The sequence below is a fragment of the Listeria aquatica FSL S10-1188 genome, assembly GCF_000525795.1.
Classification (GTDB): Bacteria; Bacillota; Bacilli; order Lactobacillales; family Listeriaceae; genus Listeria; species Listeria aquatica.
Genome location: NZ_AOCG01000014.1, coordinates 17477 through 36281 on the forward strand (window position 1 = coordinate 17477; position 18805 = coordinate 36281).

At 38.7% G+C, this 18805-nt stretch carries 7 protein-coding genes and 10 pseudogenes; 2 read left to right on the forward strand and 15 right to left on the reverse strand.

The window, feature by feature from the left end; all coding sequences use genetic code 11:
- Positions 1-55: 55 nt before the first annotated feature.
- The 9 genes and pseudogenes from MAQA_RS11280 to yneA form a co-directional block, all read right to left on the reverse strand.
- The gene (locus tag MAQA_RS11280) at positions 56-466 is read right to left on the reverse strand and encodes a DUF4064 domain-containing protein (protein ID WP_036074041.1); all 411 of its coding nucleotides are present in this window, start codon (positions 464-466) and stop codon (positions 56-58) included.
- An 89-nt stretch (positions 467-555) separates the two neighbouring features.
- Positions 556-1854: a uroporphyrinogen-III C-methyltransferase gene (gene cobA, locus MAQA_RS11285; RefSeq protein WP_159099973.1), complete on the reverse strand. Its 1299-nt coding sequence runs from the start codon at positions 1852-1854 to the stop codon at positions 556-558.
- Positions 1854-4269: pseudogene (gene nirB / locus MAQA_RS11290) on the reverse strand (nitrite reductase large subunit NirB). Before nirB ends, cobA begins: the two are co-directional and overlap by 1 nt.
- Positions 4270-4366: 97 nt before the next feature.
- Positions 4367-4810 carry a precorrin-2 dehydrogenase/sirohydrochlorin ferrochelatase family protein gene (locus MAQA_RS11295; protein WP_036074043.1) on the reverse strand — a complete coding sequence of 148 codons (444 nt, stop codon included), beginning with the start codon at positions 4808-4810 and terminating at the stop codon, positions 4367-4369.
- Positions 4794-5462, reverse strand: a complete 669-nt coding sequence (locus MAQA_RS11300) for a sirohydrochlorin chelatase (RefSeq protein ID WP_036074045.1) — start codon at positions 5460-5462, stop codon at positions 4794-4796. The genes MAQA_RS11295 and MAQA_RS11300 overlap by 17 nt, the downstream gene beginning before the upstream one ends.
- A gap of 593 nt (positions 5463-6055) precedes the next feature.
- Positions 6056-6314 (reverse strand): annotated as a pseudogene (locus MAQA_RS11305) (YneF family protein).
- 130 nt (positions 6315-6444) lie between these two features.
- Positions 6445-8443: pseudogene (gene tkt, locus MAQA_RS11310) on the reverse strand (transketolase).
- Positions 8444-8575: 132 nt separating this feature from the next.
- Positions 8576-8803 (reverse strand): DUF896 domain-containing protein, encoded by a 228-nt coding sequence (locus MAQA_RS11315; RefSeq protein ID WP_036074142.1) that lies wholly within the window; start codon positions 8801-8803, stop codon positions 8576-8578.
- 108 nt (positions 8804-8911) lie between these two features.
- Positions 8912-9242 (reverse strand): annotated as a pseudogene (yneA, locus tag MAQA_RS11320) (cell division suppressor protein YneA).
- 154 nt (positions 9243-9396) lie between these two features.
- Between yneA and lexA the strand changes: the two are divergent.
- Positions 9397-10011: a transcriptional repressor LexA gene (gene lexA, locus MAQA_RS11325; RefSeq protein ID WP_036074047.1), complete on the forward strand. Its 615-nt coding sequence runs from the start codon at positions 9397-9399 to the stop codon at positions 10009-10011.
- 75 nt (positions 10012-10086) lie between these two features.
- Here the strand turns inward: lexA and glnA are convergent.
- From glnA to MAQA_RS11355, 6 genes and pseudogenes are all read right to left on the reverse strand, one after another.
- Positions 10087-11422 (reverse strand): annotated as a pseudogene (gene glnA / locus MAQA_RS11330) (type I glutamate--ammonia ligase).
- A gap of 66 nt (positions 11423-11488) precedes the next feature.
- Positions 11489-11857: a MerR family transcriptional regulator gene (locus MAQA_RS11335; RefSeq protein ID WP_036074145.1), complete on the reverse strand. Its 369-nt coding sequence runs from the start codon at positions 11855-11857 to the stop codon at positions 11489-11491.
- Positions 11858-11997: 140 nt separating this feature from the next.
- A pseudogene (locus MAQA_RS11340) lies at positions 11998-13195 on the reverse strand (methionine gamma-lyase family protein).
- Between the two features lie 115 nt (positions 13196-13310).
- Positions 13311-13542 (reverse strand): annotated as a pseudogene (gene hfq / locus MAQA_RS11345) (RNA chaperone Hfq).
- Positions 13543-13628: 86 nt separating this feature from the next.
- Positions 13629-14565 (reverse strand): annotated as a pseudogene (gene miaA, locus MAQA_RS11350) (tRNA (adenosine(37)-N6)-dimethylallyltransferase MiaA).
- 151 nt (positions 14566-14716) lie between these two features.
- Positions 14717-16403: pseudogene (locus MAQA_RS11355) on the reverse strand (glycerol-3-phosphate dehydrogenase/oxidase).
- A gap of 489 nt (positions 16404-16892) precedes the next feature.
- On the opposite strand from MAQA_RS11355, the pseudogene MAQA_RS16465 reads away from it, so the two are divergent.
- Positions 16893-18774: pseudogene (locus MAQA_RS16465) on the forward strand (acyltransferase family protein).
- Positions 18775-18805: the final 31 nt, after the last annotated feature.

An 18805-nucleotide genomic window follows, 5' to 3' on the forward strand; every position in this document is an offset into this window, starting at 1 on the left:
CCAAAGAAAAAAGCACCCGTTTTATAAAAACAGTGCTTTCGTCTCTTAAACCCCATCAAAAAGATTCAAAATGATTTTTTTCATTGGAAACCTTCACAAGTGACATAATTCCTGAGATTAAAAATAAAATCCCTGTTATCCACCCGTAACTAAAAATACAAAGTGCACCAATAACAATCAGCGCGATTGACCAGCCTTTGATAGCAGGTGTTCCGTTTTTCATTTTAAAAGCAGCAATAAAGCCAAACACACATGCCGCAATTGCAAGTACTAATGAAAGACCAATGAACCCTGCGCCAAAGGTAATGCCAATTATATCATCACTTGACATCATCATTTGATCCATTGAGCTAGCAGTAGCTGCAAAAAGAATAAGAAGCAAAAGTGGCCCAGTTATTAAAATTCCAAGTGCGGCTAAACTTGCTCCAATAATTGTCATTACAAATTCAGGTTTTCGATTATTCATTTTGTATACCTCTTTCTAAGTGTCATACACACATTATATCGGAATGAAGTTATTTTGAATAGTAGAAACCAGCAAATTTTAATTTACATTCAAGAATGAAGTTTCTTCCCACGAGCTTGGAACTCCCAGAGCACTTTAGCATCAGGCTCTAAAAACAGCAAATTTGGATAACTTTGTTCATTCAAATAGCGTTTTGTGATTTCATCAAAGCGAATGTCGCGCTTTTCTCCCACTTGAACAAACCAAACATCTGCACCTTGCCCAGTAAAGCGAGTAATGACATCAAAATCAACTGGATTTTTTGAAACCAGTAAGTAGCGCTGACCAAATAGAGGTAGCTTCATGAACCAACTTACGTCATTTGACCGGGCGACGACTTCACCAATCAAAATCAAAGCCGGATTTCTTAAATCGCTAGCCGCAACTTCTCTTTCAATTCTTGCAAGCGTGCTTTTTATCATTTTTTGTCTGCCATAACTTCCCCAAGAAATCACAGCCACATGCATTTCACTTGAAATCCCACCATCTAATAGCTTACGAACAATATGCGGCAAATTTTCCATGCCCATGTAAAAGCAAGCTGTTCCGTGCCTTACAAACGAAGCAAAATCATCTTCTGTGAGCGCTCCAGTTTTCCTGTGAGCCGTCGACAAAGTAACGTGGCTACTCGCTTCTCTATCCGTAAGTGAAATCCCTGCATAGCAAGAAGCTGCGGATGCGGCTGTGATTCCAGGGACCACTTCATAAGCAATTTTCGCTTTTTCAAGTTGTGTGATTTCTTCTGCTACCCTTCCAAAAATCCCTGGGTCTCCGCCTTTCAGACGAACAATCACTTGATTTTTCTCCGCTTCTTGGACAAGCCTCTCACCGATTATTTCTTGACGCATCGCATGACGATCCGGTGACTTTCCGCAAAAAACCAGTTTGGCCCCCTGCTTCGTATGATAAAGCAACAATGGATTCACCAAACGATCGTATAAAACAACATCCGCTTGCTGTAATACCCGTAAAGCTTTTAGTGTTAATAATTCTGGATCTCCGGAGCCTGCACCAACTAAATAAACTTTACCCATCTCGGTTACACCAACACATAAACTTTTTTTATTTTCGATGCACACATCATAGGTTTTAACGCAACCTTCGTCAGGTTCTTGGACTTTCCCGTCTACAAGTGAAATTTTATAATCATGTAACGGACAAAAAACAAACTCACCGGACACTGTTCCTTCAGCTAGTGGTCCTTGCTTATGCGGACAAACATTACTGATAATACGAACTTCTTCCTCATTCAAGCGAAATACAGCCAACTTTTCCCCATCGATCAAGCACTCATAGCCGATTTTTTCTGGCAAATCATCGAAATTCGCTATAAACTTTTTCTGCTTCATCACTTTTGTTCCCCGCTTCCTACTGTATATAGTTTTTGCTGAAGTTCTGTGTCTTGAATCGTTTGATGCCATGGTTCTTCTCGTTTTCCCGCTTTTTCTAATTCTGAAAGAAGTTTCGCCCGTTCTGCTTCATCTAAAAGTATTTGCTTAACGTGCTCAAAGCCAAGGCGATCGATCCAAGGCGCTGTTCGCTCTGCATAGATACCTGTTTCACGATAGTATTCAAGAAACGCCCCGCAAATATCTATCACTTCTTCTTCTGTTTCTACGGTTGTAAGGAAATGGCTTTCTTGAACAGTCGTTCCGCCATTTCCCCCCAATATAGATCTGAAAGCCGTTTTCGACGCCGATCACTCCAAAGTCTTTTACGCAACTTTCCGCACAACTACGTGGACAAGCTGACACTCCCATTTTAAATTTATGTGGTGTATCAATGAACTCATAGCGTTCTTCTAATTGAATACCAAGCCCCATGGAATCTTGGGTGCCAAACCGGCAAAAATTCTTGCCGACACACGTTTTCACCGAGCGAACAGCTTTTGCGTAAGCTTCGGCTGCGCTCATATCAAGGTCTTTCCATATTTTTGGTAAATCTTGTTTTTTGACGCCATACAAACCAATTCGTTGACTTCCTGTAATTTTCACAAGCGGAACATCGTATTTTTCCGCGGCTTTTGCAATTAAAAGCAATTGTTGTGGATCTGTTTTTCCACCTCGCATACGCGGAATCACCGAATACGTTCCATCGTTTTGAATATTGGCATAGAGACGCTCATTCACATACCTTGATGCTTTTTCGTCTTGATGTTCCTGCGGGAAAGCGACATTCAAATAAAAATTGATGGCTGGCCGGCATTTGGAACAGCCTTCTGGATTTTTAAAGTGCAATTCTTGATAGACTTCTGAAACAGATTTCAACCCTTTTTGATGGATTTTAAGAACAATTTCGTCTCGCGTTAAATCTGTGCAGCCACAAATTCCTTTAGAAGTCGTTGGAGCTTCCTCGCCAAGCGCATAACTTAATAAATCAGCAATCTTATCCTTACATTTCCCGCAAGAGCCTCCTGCTTTGGTATGCTTGGTTACATCCGAGACACTCGTTAAATTTTTGTCTGCGATGGCTTGCATAATTGTTCCCTTAGTAACACCATTACATCCACAAACCGTTTCAAAGTCATCCCAACTTGTGACATCATTTAGCGCCTCATCTTCTCCATTTGCGGCTGCAAGCAAGCTAATCGGGTTCAAATCTGAAATGTCTAGTTTCTGTGTAATCAATTTTAAAAAAGCGATTTTCTTCGGTGGTATCCCCGTAAAGTATCGTCCCGACTACTTGATTGTTTTGGATAAAGACTTTTTTATAGCAATGATTCCATTCATCATAAGCTTCAATTGTTTTAATGTCATCTCCTGCTTTAATGCAGCCCGCAGAAAATAAATCGCACCCAGAAACTTTAAGTGCTGTATAAGTCATGCTGCCATGATAACCATCCGTTTCACGACCTGTTAACGAATCCGCAAGCACTTTCGCTTGTTCATAAAGTGGCGCTACAAGCCATAACAAACTCCACGATGTTCGACACATTCCCCAATAGCAAAGATAGAAGAATCACTTGTCGCAAGATAATCATTTACACAAATCCCTCGCCCCACCTCAAGTTCCGCTTCTTTTGCAAGAGACGTTTCTGGACGAATCCCAATGGACATGACTACTAAATCTGCTTCAAGTTCACTCCCGTCTGCAAAAGAAAGGCCTGTTACACGCTTTTCTCCAAGTATTTTTTCAGTTTTAGCACCCATTTTAAATTTCAAGCCTTGCTTTTCTAAATCTTCCTTCAAAAGTTTGCCTGCTTTTTCATTTAATTGAGTTTCCATCAGCCAATTTTCAAGGTGGACAACTGTAACGTCCATCCCTTGATCAACGAGCCCCTTGGCCGCTTCAAGCCCTAATAAACCACCACCAATGACTGCTGCTTTTCTATACGTGCTGGCAGCCGCCATGATTTTCTCTGTATCTTCAATGGTTCGAAAAGCTACAACTCCATCTAAATCTGCACCTGAGATAGGTAAAATAAACGCACGTGACCCTGTTGCTAAAATACATATATCATAAGAAATTTTTTCTCCATGAAGTAGTTCGATTTCTTTCTTTTTGGGATTCAGATGCGTTGCACGATTATCTACAAAAAGCTCGATTCCCATTTCTTGATACCAATCAAACGGATTTGTGATGATTTCTTCAACGGTCGTTTTTTTCTGTAAAATATTGGAAAGCATAATGCGATTGTAGTTTGGATACTTTTCTTCGCCGATAATCGTAATTTGATACCGTTCTGGCTCTCGTTCAAGGATCTCTTCGATTGTTCGTACTCCCGCCATTCCATTTCCAATTAAAACTAATTTTTCTTTTTCCATCTGTCATCCTCCTATTGTGACAAAGTGAACATTCACCTCGACAACTTCACAACCAAAGAATAGCACGAAAGAAAACCTAGTTATATTAGGGAAATACCTATTTTAAATGAAAGGTCTTTTTCAAGTCTTCACAAAATGTTTTAGTCGCACGTGGATCTTTGAAGCGATGCGAAATGCCTAAAGTAAAATCCCCTATTTCCACAAGTCCAGTGTTTGTAAAATCACTGTGTGCGGGCGTGCTGACATCATTTACCCATTGCCACGTTTCCGCATCGTTCGCGATTTCCTGGTTAATTTCTTGATGATTTGTACAGGCAAAGACTAGTTGCGCCCCATTTAAATCTCCTTTTTGATATTTTCGTCGCTGTTGTTCAATTTTAAAATGTTCTGGAAAATCCGAACAAAAACCAGGAGATACTACGAAAATATTTGGTACTTCATCAAGTTCTATTAAACGTCGAACTTTTCGTGAGGCAATCCGTCCGCCACCAATCACGACTACCTTCTTTCCTGCTAAACTTAAATTAACCAAATAGCTCATTTTCGATCTCCTTTCGAATTTCTAGCCCAATTCCTTTTCTGATTCGCGGATCGAGCGCCAAACTCTTCGTAATTTCATAGTTCACATCCATCAAATCTAGCATTTCCGATGCTTCACGCCGAATTTTCCCTACTAGAAAACTGTCTTCCATCAAAAAAAATGGACAAATGACAAGACGATCCACCGCTTTAAAATCCATCCGCGCTAGTTTTTCTAAATATGTTTCCGTACCATGTACAAAGCCGAATTCTACGCTTTTACCTGTTTTTCGAGCTAATTTTTCTGTTAGTTCATGTACTCGTGTAGAAATGTCTGGATATTTTGCCGAACCGTGTACGACTAAGAAAATCAGCATCTTTTCTCGCCCTCTAGAACAAGGAATACGACTTTCAAGAATCGGCAAGAGTTCATCATTTGCTTCAGCAAGAGGGGGTAAAATCTGAAAAGTGAGATCTGTTTCAGCTTGCTTTATAGCTTTTATAGCACTCGGGATATCTTGGCTAACGTGTGTGCCGGTAAAAAGTAAAAGCGGTACCACAAAAATCAGCTTACTTCCTGCTTCTTTTAAATCTAAAACCCCTTCAGCCAGTGTTTTTTCATTTCCTTCTAGAAAAGTAAGTTGTTGTTTAAAGCAAGGGATTTCAATCGTCATTTCTTGAAAAAAACTTTTTTCATTGCTTGATTGTTTTCTTGCGATCTACTTCCGTGGGCTACAAATAAAATACCTGTTTTTGCCATTTTGACACCTCTTTTTCAAGTTTGATCATAAAATTTTATGTATTAAAATACTATTAGGGATTTACCTACGATTTTAAAACTAGATATATAAATTTTGCTCCAATATGTTATGAATAAGCATTAAAAATGTTATTAGGCTTGCTAAAAATATGACACAACTACCCGTAATCATTATAAAAACATATTTTGAACGTATTCCAAAATAAAAAATAGCGTTTCCAAAAAGAAGTAAAATTATAGTCGCACAACCGACAATTTCGTACCAAAGTCATCCACATTTTTCCCTCCTCTCATCTTCTTCATTTTAGCCGCTGAAAATTAAGAATTTACAAAGAGACCCACAAACTAAGTCTAAAATTTCTTAATGGAACATAAAAACACCGTTATTTACCGTAGCTTGGCTACAATAAATAACGGTGTCATAGATTCATACTCAAATAAACTATCAAGAGAGGTTCAATGAAAAATAAATACTGCCAGCCCATAAAGTGCTAGACCGCAAACTCCCTATACGCTTCGCTTATTTTTTTCTTTTTTCTTGTTGCTTATTTCCTTTTCAGATTGTTTGTTCATCGCATTCATCATTTGATTGATTTTCTTTTGAGACGGTTTTTGGTCCCATTTGCGCCATCATCATTTGAAGCATTTGCTCATTGACAGGCGGATTATTTTTCAAATAGTTCATCATGTAGCGTCTTGCAATGAAGAAGCCGCCAGCCAGTCCAGCAAGCAAGCACACAAGACCGACAAGAATGTAAATCCACATAGTTTCTTTCTCCTCCTTGAACGAATATACCTATTCTATTGTACTTGATTTAACTTGAACAAACAACTCTTTTTTTACAAACAAAAAAAGCAGAAGTCAAGTCCTACAAACCTAACTTCTACTTTTCCAATTAAAGAGTTTCTACTAATTTTACAATATTTTCTACTGTGAAACCATACTCTTCGATAATGGTTTCACCGGGAGCAGAAGCACCGAAACGATCAATTCCAAGTACTTTTCCGTCTAAACCAACATAACGTTCCCAACCGAAGCTTGCACCCATTTCAATAGCCAAGCGTTTACGGACTCCATTTGGAAGGACGCTTTCTTTGTATTCAGCGGATTGTGCTTCAAACAAATCAAATGATGGTACAGAAACGACAGAAACATCCATACCCTTATTAGCCAAAGCAGTTTGAGCTTCTGTTGCAAGGTGAACTTCTGATCCACTTGCAAGCAAGATGGCATCTGGCATTTCTTTCTTCGATTTCGAGATCACATAAGCGCCTTTTCTGACGCCTTCATCCGCTAGTTTATCGCTATCTTTAAGAACAGGTAAGCCTTGTCTTGAAAGAACAAGTGCGTGTGGTTTATTATTCGACTCAATCGCTATTTTCCAGGCCGCATTGACTTCATTTCCATCAGCTGGACGAAGTACGGATAAACCAGGCATGGCACGCAAGGACGCAAGCTGTTCAACAGGCTCATGCGTTGGTCCATCTTCCCCAACAGCCACACTGTCATGCGTAAGTACATACGTGACCGGTAACTTTTGAATCGAGGCTAACCGAATAGAAGCACGTAAGTAGTCCGAGAACACGAAGAATGTCCCACCATAAACTTTTAAGCCTTGGTGCAAAGCCATTCCATTAAGCATTGTCCCCATAGCAAATTCGCGAACCCCAAACCAAATATTGCGATTTTCTGGGTGTTCTTTCGTAAATTCACCGTCCGACTTAATCATCGTATTATTCGAACCTGCTAAATCGGCAGAGCCACCAAACAGATATGGAATTTTTTCAGCAAGCGCATTGATTGCTTCCCCACTAGAAGCACGACTAGCAAGAGCTTTATCGCCTTCATGGTAAGTTGTAAATAAAGAAGCAAAGTCCGCTGGTAGTTCCCCGTCAATACTTTGTTCCAGTTGTTTAGCAAGTTCAGGGTAAGTTTGTTTATAAGAAACGAATAAATCGCTCCATTCCTTTTCTGCTTTTGCTCCGCGACGAGCAATCGTTTTGCCAAACCGTTCATACACTTCATCCGGAACATAAAACGTTTCTTTATAGTCCCATCCATAAGCCTTCTTCGCAATTTCAGTTCCTTCTTCACCAAGTGGGGCACCATGAACTTTATTTGTTCCAGCATTTGGAGCTCCGAAACCAATCACCGTTTTCACTTCAATCAAAGTAGGTTGCGAGGTATTTTCTTTCGCCTTTTCAATCGCAGCAAGAATTTCATCCGTATTATTTCCATCTTTAACAAGAAGATGTTCCCAACCATAGCTTTCATAACGAGCCTTAACATTTTCAGAGAATGAACGATCCAAATCCCCATCCAGTGAAATATTGTTGGAATCGTAAAGCACAATTAAGCGACCTAATTTTTGATGCCCAGCAAAACTAGAAGCTTCCGAAGAAACGCCTTCCATTAAGTCACCATCACCGCATAAAGCAAATGTATAATGGTCAACAATATCAAAGTTTTCTTTATTATATAGTCCAGCAAGGTGACGTTCTGCCATCGCCATTCCAACTGCCATCCCAATTCCTTGTCCAAGCGGTCCAGTTGTTGCATCAACACCATCTGTATGACCAAATTCTGGATGCCCAGGGGTTTTTGCTTCCCCACTGGCGGAAATTCTTCAAGTCTTCTAAACTAACTTTGTAACCGCTTAAATGAAGCAAGCTATATAATAGCATTGATCCGTGTCCTGCAGAAAGTACAAAACGATCACGATCAAACCAATGCGAATTCGCTGGATTAGCTTTCAAAACACGTGAAAATAGTGTGTATGCCATTGGTGCCGCTCCCATCGGTAAACCAGGGTGACCTGAGTTGGCTTTTTGAATCGCATCAATTGACAAAGTACGAACTGTATTAATCGCTAATTGATCTGTTTTATCAAACAATTGAAACATCCTCTCTTGTTTTATTATCAACTCTATCTTATTTTAGTCCTAAACTAGGAATTACTCAACTAAAAACGCGTAAATGATCATTATTTTTGTTCATTTGCGCGTTTTTGCTCATTTGATAAATTGTTATTTCTTTTTGCGTTTTAGCTCCTTTACCTTGTGAGGTGTAATATCATTTCCTTTTGGATCAATGATCTTTGTATTTTCAATCGTTTGACGCATGTGAGATCGAAACGACTTCACATATTCCTCACGAAGCGTTTCTTGCTCGATTTTTTCATCTGCTGTTAACCCTTCCGTTTTCTTTTTACGCGAAAGTTCATTAATTCGATCGATTTTTGCTTTTTCTAACATAGCCCTCATCCTTTTATTTAAAAAATAGCTCCCTATCAAACAAAAAAGAAAGCAGTTTTCACTACTTTCTTCATTATACATGAATGAACAACTCTTGTCTTTTATGGGTTACTCATTTGCAAGTTGAATTGTCGTATCCGTTTTAATTTGCTTTTCTTTTACGGGAATCACAAGACTTTCCCCCGCTTTTATCTCATTAGAATCTAAATTATTGTTTTTTTTCTACCCAAGCTACAAAGCTAGCCTTATCCATTTTTGCCTCATCTGCATGTCGTTCTGCTAGCTGCCAAACAGAATCCCCTGACAAAATATCTACTTTCGAATAATTAGACTGATCTGTTGCACTTGTCACAAACAGAAAAACAACCCCCATAACGATTGATACGATAACGAAAATAACAGCAATATAATATTTATCCCAAAATTGTTTAACAGTCATTTTTATCCCTCCGAAAGAATATATGTTCGCTTTTTTATTATTATAGAACGGTTGTTCGGTTTTGTCAATAAAAAAATCGAACCTTTGTTTGCATCTATCAGAAAGATTTGCTATACTTAATTTAGTTAATATTTATAAATAACGGGGTGAGACCATGAAACTGTCCAAACGACAACAAGACATTTACGAATTTATTAAATCTGAAGTGAAAGAAAAAGGCTATCCACCTTCCGTCCGTGAAATTGGTGAAGCTGTTGGACTTGCTTCAAGTTCAACTGTTCATGGACATCTTGCGAGGCTTGAAACAAAAGGTTTAATTCGACGTGACCCAACAAAGCCACGCGCCATTGAAATCCTTTCAATGGAAGATGAAATCCCTGCTCCTGCGGTTATTAATATTCCATTAATTGGTAAAGTAACTGCTGGGATGCCTATTACTGCCGTTGAAAACGTTGAAGATTATTTTCCACTTCCCGAAAGCATGGCTTCCGGTGAAAAAGATATCTTTATGTTGGAAATAGATGGTGAGAGCATGATCAATGCTGGCATTCTTGATGGGGACCGAGTTATTGTTAGAAAACAGAGCAATGCAACAAATGGTGAGATTGTTGTGGCAATGACTGATGAAAACGAAGCCACTTGTAAACGTTTCTTCAAGGAACAAAATCATTTTCGCTTGCAACCAGAAAACGATAGTCTTGAACCCATTATTTTAGACAACGTAACCATTCTTGGAAAAGTTATTGGTTTATTCCGTGATATAAGATAAAAAAACGCTCCTTTTAGGAGCGTTTTTTTTATCTTTAGAAAAGCAGCCGATTTTTTTAAATCGGCTGCTTTTTTTTTAATAAATTTCTAAGTATTGATCTCTTTCCCAAGGATGAACAGCCGTGCGGAACATATCACATTCAATTTCTTTTGCTTCAATGAAATGTTCATAAATGTGTTCTCCTAAGCCTTCACGAATGGCTTCATCTTTTGAAAGTTCTTTCATTGCATGAGAAAGGCTTTCAGGAAGATCATAAATTCCCGCTTCATGGCGCTCTTCTTCATCCATCCCGTAAATGTTGCGATCAACTGGTGTTGGAGGTGTTAAATTATTTTTCACACCCTCAAGTCCGGCTTTAAGAAGCACGGCCATTGCTAGATACGGATTAGCCGATGGATCAACACTTCGAAGTTCTAGTCGTGTACTTAATCCGCGAGAACTAGGAACTCGAATAAGCGGGCTACGGTTTTTACCGCTCCAAGCAATATAGCACGGTGCTTCATATCCTGGAACAAGACGTTTGTATGAATTGATCGTTGGATTTGTAATCGCTGTATAACCTTTTGCGTGTTTAATCATTCCTGCTAAAAATTGATAAGCTGTTTCGCTTAATTGTAGTTCGCCATCTTTATCATAAAAAGCATTTTCTTTACCTTTGAAAAGCGACATATTAAAGTGCATCCCTGACCCGTTCACTCCAAATAGAGGTTTTGGCATAAAGGTCGCGTGCAAGCCATGTTTTCTCGCAATCGTTTTAACAACGAGTTTAAACGTTTGAATGTTGTCACAAGCGGTAATCGCATCTTCATATTTAAAGTCAATTTCGTGCTGACCGGGAGCAACTTCATGGTGGGAAGCTTCGATTTCAAAGCCCATTTCCTCTAATTCAAGAACAATATCTCGACGGCAGTTTTCGCCAAGGTCCGTTGGGGCTAAATCAAAATAACCACCTGAGTCATTTAGTTCAAGTGTTGGTTTTCTGTTTTCATCTAGTTTGAACAAGAAAAACTCTGGTTCTGGTCCTAAATTAAAATCAGTAAAACCTAACTCATGCATTTCTTCAAGCACACGCTTTAAGTTCGCGCGCGGATCTCCATCAAATGGTGTCATATCTGGGTTATAAATATCGCAAATCATACGAGCAACTTTGCCTTTTTTCAGCTGTCCAAGGGAATACAACCCACGTATCTAAATCTGGAAATAGGTACATATCAGATTCTTCGATGCGCACAAATCCTTCAATTGATGAACCGTCAAACATCATTTTGTTATCTAAGGCCTTCTCTAATTGACTAACAGGGATTTCCACATTTTTGATTATTCCAAGAATGTCCGTGAATTGAAGACGAATAAATTTTACATTTTGCTCATCTGCGAAGCGAAAAATATCTTCTTTTGTATAATTTGCCATACTAAATCCTCCCGAATCATTTTTTATATTAACTTTTTAAAAAGTAAATACCAAATTTCAACTCTATTAAAGTTTTGGATATTGGTTCTTTTGAATATCCGTTCCCTTAACAAAGCGACCAGCTTGTTGCATTTCTTTTCGCAAAATTTTGCGAACATCTTCATCTGTAAGCGGAGTCTTTGCAACTTGTTCTTGCATTTTGTACATTTTCTTGATGCCCGCGATGTTTAAGCCATCATTTAAGTAGTCCTTGATTTCAAGCAATGTATCAATATCCTGTAAAGAATAATGGCGATGATTTCCTTCATTCCTTGCTGGATGTATTAGACCCTGATCCTCATAATATCGAATCTGCCGGGCAGTTAAGTTTGTCAGTTTCATCACCGGACCGATTGGAAAAAGCGGCATAGATCTACGAATTTCCTTTTCACCCATAGCCATCATTCCCTCCATCTTTTTTAGGATAGTTGCATTATATAAGATGTCATTTCTTTTGTCAAATTTATGTAAGATTATCTAACACGTTTGTTTTATAAAAAAAATACGAGCAAATACTGCTCGTATTGTATCTAAAGTTATTTACACGAAAAAAGCTCATTGACAGCTTCAGAAACAGCAATTTTCACATGCTCATAAGTCAGCCCACCTTGGACATAAAGCTCATAAGGCGGACGAATGGGTCCATCTGCCGTTAATTCAAGACTCGCTCCTTGAATAAAGGTTCCTGCTGCCATGATTACGTCATTTTCATAGCCAGGCATATAAGCACCAACTGGTAGCACATGGGCATTTACCGGTGAAAATTTTTTGAATTTCTTGTGCAAATGTCACCATTTGAGACTCATCATGAAAAGAAACACTTTGAATTAAATCTGTCCGCTTTACATTCCATTTTGGTTTCGTTTCAATCCCACAAAGTTCAAGAAGAGCAGCAGTAAAACGCGCTCCTTTAACAGCTTGCGCAACTACGTGAGGCGCTAAGAAGAAACCTTGATACATTTCAAGCAGACTGTAAAGCGACGCCCCAGCTTCAAGACCAATTCCTGGGGTAGTTAACCGGTATCCGCAAAGTTCAATAAGGTCTTGGCGCCCAGCTAAGTAACCACCAATTTTCGCAAGTCCACCCCCTGGATTTTTAATCAGAGAGCCTGCAATTAAATCAGCTCCCACATCTGTTGGCTCAAGTCGCTCAACAAACTCACCGTAACAATTATCAACAAAAACAATAACGTCTGGATAAAGCGATTTAACAAAGCGGATCATTTCTTCAATTTCGGCGATCGAAAAAGAATCCCGTTCTGCATATCCTTTTGACCGCTGAATCCCCACCATTTTTGTTTTCTCTGACAGTTTCTGCTCAACCTTTTGCCAGTCCACTTGATTGTGAGAAAGCGGAATGGCTTCGTAATGGATTTGAAAGTCTCGAAGCGAACCATTCCCCGCTTCACCACGAACGCCGACGATTTCTTCTAATGTATCATAAGGATCCCCCGTTATATAAATCAATTCATCGCCGGGGCGAAGCACTCCAAAAAGCGCTGTGCTGATCGCATGAGTCCCTGAGATTAACTGCGGTCGCACAATGGCTGCTTCGGTGTGAAAAACAGAACGATAAACACGTTCGAGCGTGTCGCGCCCCTCATCATCATAGCCATAGCCTGTTGATGGATTAAAATGAAAGTCACTTACTTTATTTTCTCGAAAAGCTGCAAGAACTTTTGCTTGGTTTTCCTCAGCAATTTGGTCGGTTTCACTATTCCATTCTTGAATCATTTCTTCAGCTTGTTGCTTTAACTTACTTACTTTTTCGTCCATTCGCTTTCCTTTCTTACTTCTTTGTTTTGTTCAACACAAAAAAGGCAGGAAAACCTGCCTTCTAAGTTTTATTTTAGTCTTCTTGATTAAGCGCTACATTTTTTTTGTGGCGAGAATGTTGAAATCGCATGCTTAAAAACAAGTTGCTGCTTTCCTTCAACATCAAGAAGAACCGTAAAATTATCAAAACTTACGACACGTCCACGTAGCTGAAAGCCATTAGTTAAAAATACTGTGGCTAAAATTTTCTCCTTACGAAGTTGATTTAAATATTGATCTTGTAAAGCTTGTCCACCTTTGCTCATGTTTCTCTCTCCTATCTCTCTTTAAAATCAATCACACAAAAAGGATTGCCAGAAGACCTCTGTCTCTGTTTCTAAAATTTATACCCTCATTTATAAGAATCAAACGGATTTGCCTTTAAAAATTGACTGATACAAGCATTTGCTTTTTCTTCAGTCAATTCCTCCAATACGTTAATCCAGTGAATCTTCATTCGGTTCCTAAACCAAGTCATCTGTCTTTTGGCAAAATGACGCGAATTCCTTTTTATTAGCCAAACAGCTTCTTCTTCTGTTAACAAGCCATCGAAATGTTGAAACAATTCTTTGTAACCGATGCCGCGTGTTGCAGGCATATCTCCTAGAGATAAATCGAATAAAGCTCTTGCTTCTTTCGCTAATCCAGCTTCCATCATTTGATCAACTCGTCGATTAATTCGGTCGTAAAGTACAGAACGCTCTAATTCAAGGCCCAAAAAAAGAGGCTCAAATTCATCTGATAGCTTCGTTTCTACTTGATATTCGCTAAAAGGTCTACCTGTCAACTTAATCACTTCAAGCGCACGAATGACACGTCGTTTATTGTTAAAATGGATTTGTTTTGCACTTTTAGGATCTTCAGCAAGTAGCCTATTATGAAGTGTTTGCGCGTCCATTTCTTCCAATTTAGCTCGGTACTCAGAATCTTCTGAAACGGTCCCAAACGAATAATTATAAAAAACCGATTGAATATAAAGACCTGTTCCACCTACAATAAAAGGAAGTTTGCCTTTTGAATGAATCATCCGAATTCTCTTCTTCGTTTCATCTTTAAAGGCAGAAGCTGAAAAAAAACTCGTTTGGTTGGACGACATCAATTAGATAATGAGGAATACCACGCATTTCGTTTTCTGTGATTTTAGCCGTTCCGATATCAAGCCCCTTATAAACTTGCATAGAATCACCGCTAATGATTTCACCTTGCCATTTTTGAGCAAGTGAAACACTAAGTTCGGTTTTTCCAACAGCAGTCGGCCCGACAAGAACAATGACTGGAATTTTAGTCAAACGAAAAAACCTCCTTTTCGTCTATTACTAATTTATCATGAAAACGACTGCTTGGAAACTCTTTTTTTGCTTAACAGTGCTTGTTTAATACAAAAGCACGCTCCTAATTCATCCTAGGAACGTGCCCGTACTTTTCTAAGTCTTTCGTCATTTATTCACTTTTTCTATCATGCCAATCCGCTGGTTCGCGCGCATCTTTAATTTGTGTATCTAATTCAACCTGCAATTTTTCACGCGTTTTTTCATCCCAGTGGAATAACCGGTTCATTTCTTCAAACACTGCATCTTTCCATTCAAGTAGATAAGGCATATCGAAAAGCAAGTAGCCTGTTCTTCTAAGCAAGAAGTCAACTGGGTCTATCACCGATTCATGATAGATTGCATAGTGCAATTCTGCATACAAACTATTCGGAAGTGTATCGATACCTTTTTCCTTATGTTCCTGTGCATAAGTAAATAATTGATCGATATTTGTTCCAAAGCGTTTTACCACTTCACGAGCTTCTTCGAGTGACCAACCAAAACGGTTAATGGCTTCTTTAGCTTTCTTATCAATAAAGCTTTCTAGGTTGCCCGAGCCGCCAATATCTCCACCAGAAATCGGTAAATGTTTAGTTTGCACCGATTTAAATGTTTTTCCTGTTTCTTTACTCAAGCCTTTTGAAATATCATCTAGAAGTTTTTCAGCCATCTTTCTGTATCCTGTTAGTTTACCTCCAGCCATTGTAATTAAGCCACTATCAGAGAACCAGACTTCATCCTTACGAGAAATTTCAGATGGATCCTTTCCTTCTTCATAGATAAGAGGTCTAACACCAGCCCAGCTAGATTCCACGTCTTTTTCTGTCACGTGTACATCTGGGAACATATAATTAATCGCTTTAATGACATAATTGTGATCTGATTCAAGCGCTTTTGGATTGATTGGTGATTCATCATAAAATGTATCCGTCGTTCCAACATATACCTTTTTATCACGTGGAATCGCAAATACCATCCGACCGTCTGGTGTATCAAAATAAACGGCTTGTTCCATCGGGAATTTCTTCTTATCAATAACTAAGTGAATCCCTTTTGTCAGACGCAGATGTTTATTATTATGGGAATAATCCAATTTACGAACCTTATCCACCCATGGTCCGGCGGCATTTATTACGCGGTGACCATAAATATCATACACTTTTCCGGAAAGACGATCCGTAACCGTTACTCCAGAAACTTGACGTTTGTCATCATAAATAAATTGTTCGGCTTTCGTATAGTTAATTGCTTTCGCCCCGAGTTCAACTGCTTTTTTCATCACTTCAATAGTTAGTCTCGCATCATCCGTTCGGTACTCCACATAGTAACCCGAACCTTTTAGCCCGTCTTTTTTCACGAATGGATTTTTAGAGAGCGTTTCCGCTTTCGACAAAATTTTGCGGCGCTCACTTTTTTTTAACACCTGCTAAGTAATCATAAAGTCGAATCCCAGCAGAAGCTGTTAATTTCCCCATATTTCCGCCTTTATGGAACGGTAGCATCATCCATTCTGGCGTCGTAACATGAGGCCCATTTTCATAAACGATCGCCCGTTCTTTACCAAGCTCTGCAACTTCTTTTACTTCAAATTGTTGTAGGTAGCGCAAACCACCGTGTACGAGTTTCGTTGAACGACTTGATGTCCCGCTAGCAAAGTCATTCATCTCAACTAGAGCAACTGTCATTCCACGTGAAACTGCGTCTAGCGCAATCCCAGCTCCCGTAATTCCACCACCAACGATCACTACATCAAATTTTTCATCTTGCATTTTTCTTTCAATCGTTTCTCTGTCAAAAGCTGAAAATAATTGTACCATGATTTTTCCCCCTTCATATCTCGTTAACGCATCTACTCACCTATTCGCCTTTTCCACTAAATACACCTTTTGAAACGCAAAAAATAAAGTAAAGCTTACTTGCGAACAGAAAAAAAAGAGACCACAAAACAGACGAATGGATCGTCGTTTGTAGTCTCTCTAATCTCAAATAGACAATTTAACTATTAACTTATATCCATTATAACCAATCTTTCTCAAAAGAGAAAGCATTTTGTTTTCAAAAAATAATTCTGTAAAATTTTATAGTAAAATAGAACTAATAGCCAGTGATGAATTTTAATAAACGATTCAAATACAATGTTTAAAAAGCGCTTTTATTTTAGGCGTATTTTCCTTTTTTTGTATCTAAGGTCTCAAAATGTTAAAAAAAAGCACCTTTATCCGTTACAGTATACCGCTTCTGTGGTATTATTGATGGTGACTTAAAAATTACTTAAATTGAAATTACTGGGATTGGGAGATGTTATTTTGAAAAGAACTGCTCGTTACAGTAGAAAATACGTTCCAAGTATTGATGGGCTTCGTGCACTGGCCGTTTTAGCAGTCATTGCTTACCATTTGAATTTTTCTTGGGCCAAGGGCGGTTTTATTGGCGTTGATATATTTTTCGTGTTATCTGGTTATTTAATTACAAATATTCTATTAACACAATGGGAAACTAAAAATACCATTGATTTAAAACAATTTTGGCTTAGACGGATTCGAAGATTATTCCCTGCCGCTTATTTTATGATTATCTGCGTAGTTATTTTTGCGGTTTTATTTAATCGAAGTTTACTACCTAATCTTCGCGGTGATAGCATTGCTTCTTTTTTTCTATGTAAGCAACTGGTGGTTCATTTTCCATAACGTATCTTATTTTGATTCGTTTGGTGTCCCATCACCATTAAAAAAATTTATGGTCACTTGCAATTGAAGAACAGTTTTATTTAATCTGGCCTCTTTTCTTATACGGATTTCTTCGTTTTATTAAGAATCCAAAGTGGCTGCTAAGAATCATCATTGCTCTTGCCATTTTGTCTGCAATTCTAATGGGAATCCTTTACACTCCTGGTAGCGACCCAAGCCGGGTCTATTATGGAACGGATACTCGCCTATTTGATTTATTAAGTGGTTGTGCCCTTGCCTTTTTATGGCCTTTTAATCGACTCAGCCCTAAAATACCAGCAAAAAGCCGCCTTACACTCAACATTGCTGGTACAATTAGCATCATTTTATTCTTTGTATTTGTTTATTTCTTAAGTGAATATCAAACTTTCCTCTATCGAGGCGGTCTATTTTTAGTCGCTCTTCTAGGCGTTATTATGATAGCAACGATTTCTCATCCATCTTGTTACTTAAGTCGCGTATTTAGTCTTAAGCCGCTACGCTGGATAGGAACACGGTCTTATGGCATTTACTTGTGGCATTATCCGATTATTACACTAACAACTCCTGTGACTGAAATCGGTCAACCAAGTATTATGCGACCTGTTTTACAAGTAGCAGCGACTTTTATTATTGCCGAACTCTCGTATCGCTATTTAGAAACACCCATTCGAAAACATGGTTTTTTCAATTTCATTCGCTCGTTCCGTTACAAAAATTATTTCGTATTTAAAAGTAAACCTGTTGGCCTTTGGGCGTCTATTCTCGTCCTCGTTCTTTCAGTTGGCACTTTCGCACTCGGAATGACGGGCATTTTATCCACTGAAACAAAAGCAGAAACGAAAAAAAACAACAGTGAAAACTTCTAATCATGGTGAGAAAACCAAAGTGCCTCCTAAAAAGGAAAAACAAGATACAAAAAAACAAATCAGAAACATCGAATAATGGCGCACAGCAAAACAAACAAGAAAACAAGCCAAATCAAGGAGCGGTTCCTCCTAAAAAAGATATGCCTTATCCTTATAAGCAAACATTAGCACTCGGCGATTCGATTATGATTGACATCGAACCCTATTTAAAAGAAACTGTACCGAATGTGACGATTGACGGAAAAATCGGGCGACAACTATCTGATGCCATTGGTATTGCGCCAAGCTATAAACAATATAACACCAGTGATAGCGCCGTAATTATTGAACTTGGAACAAACGGCCCATTCACCGAAAAACAATTAAATCGTTTATTAGATCAATTTGACGAGGCTCATATTTACTTTGTGAATTCCCGTGTTCCACGTGGATGGGAACAAGAAGTGAATGCTGCAATCAGTTCTGCCGCGGAAAACTATCCTAACTTAACGGTTATTGATTGGTACTCGCTTGCCAAAGTAAACAGTAGTTATTTTGAACCTGATGGAGTGCACTTGAAAAAAGAAGGTGCCAAGGCTTATGTGAACTTACTTATGCAAGCCATCAAGAAATAAAAAAAAACTCTTTTCCAGTCATTGGCTGGAA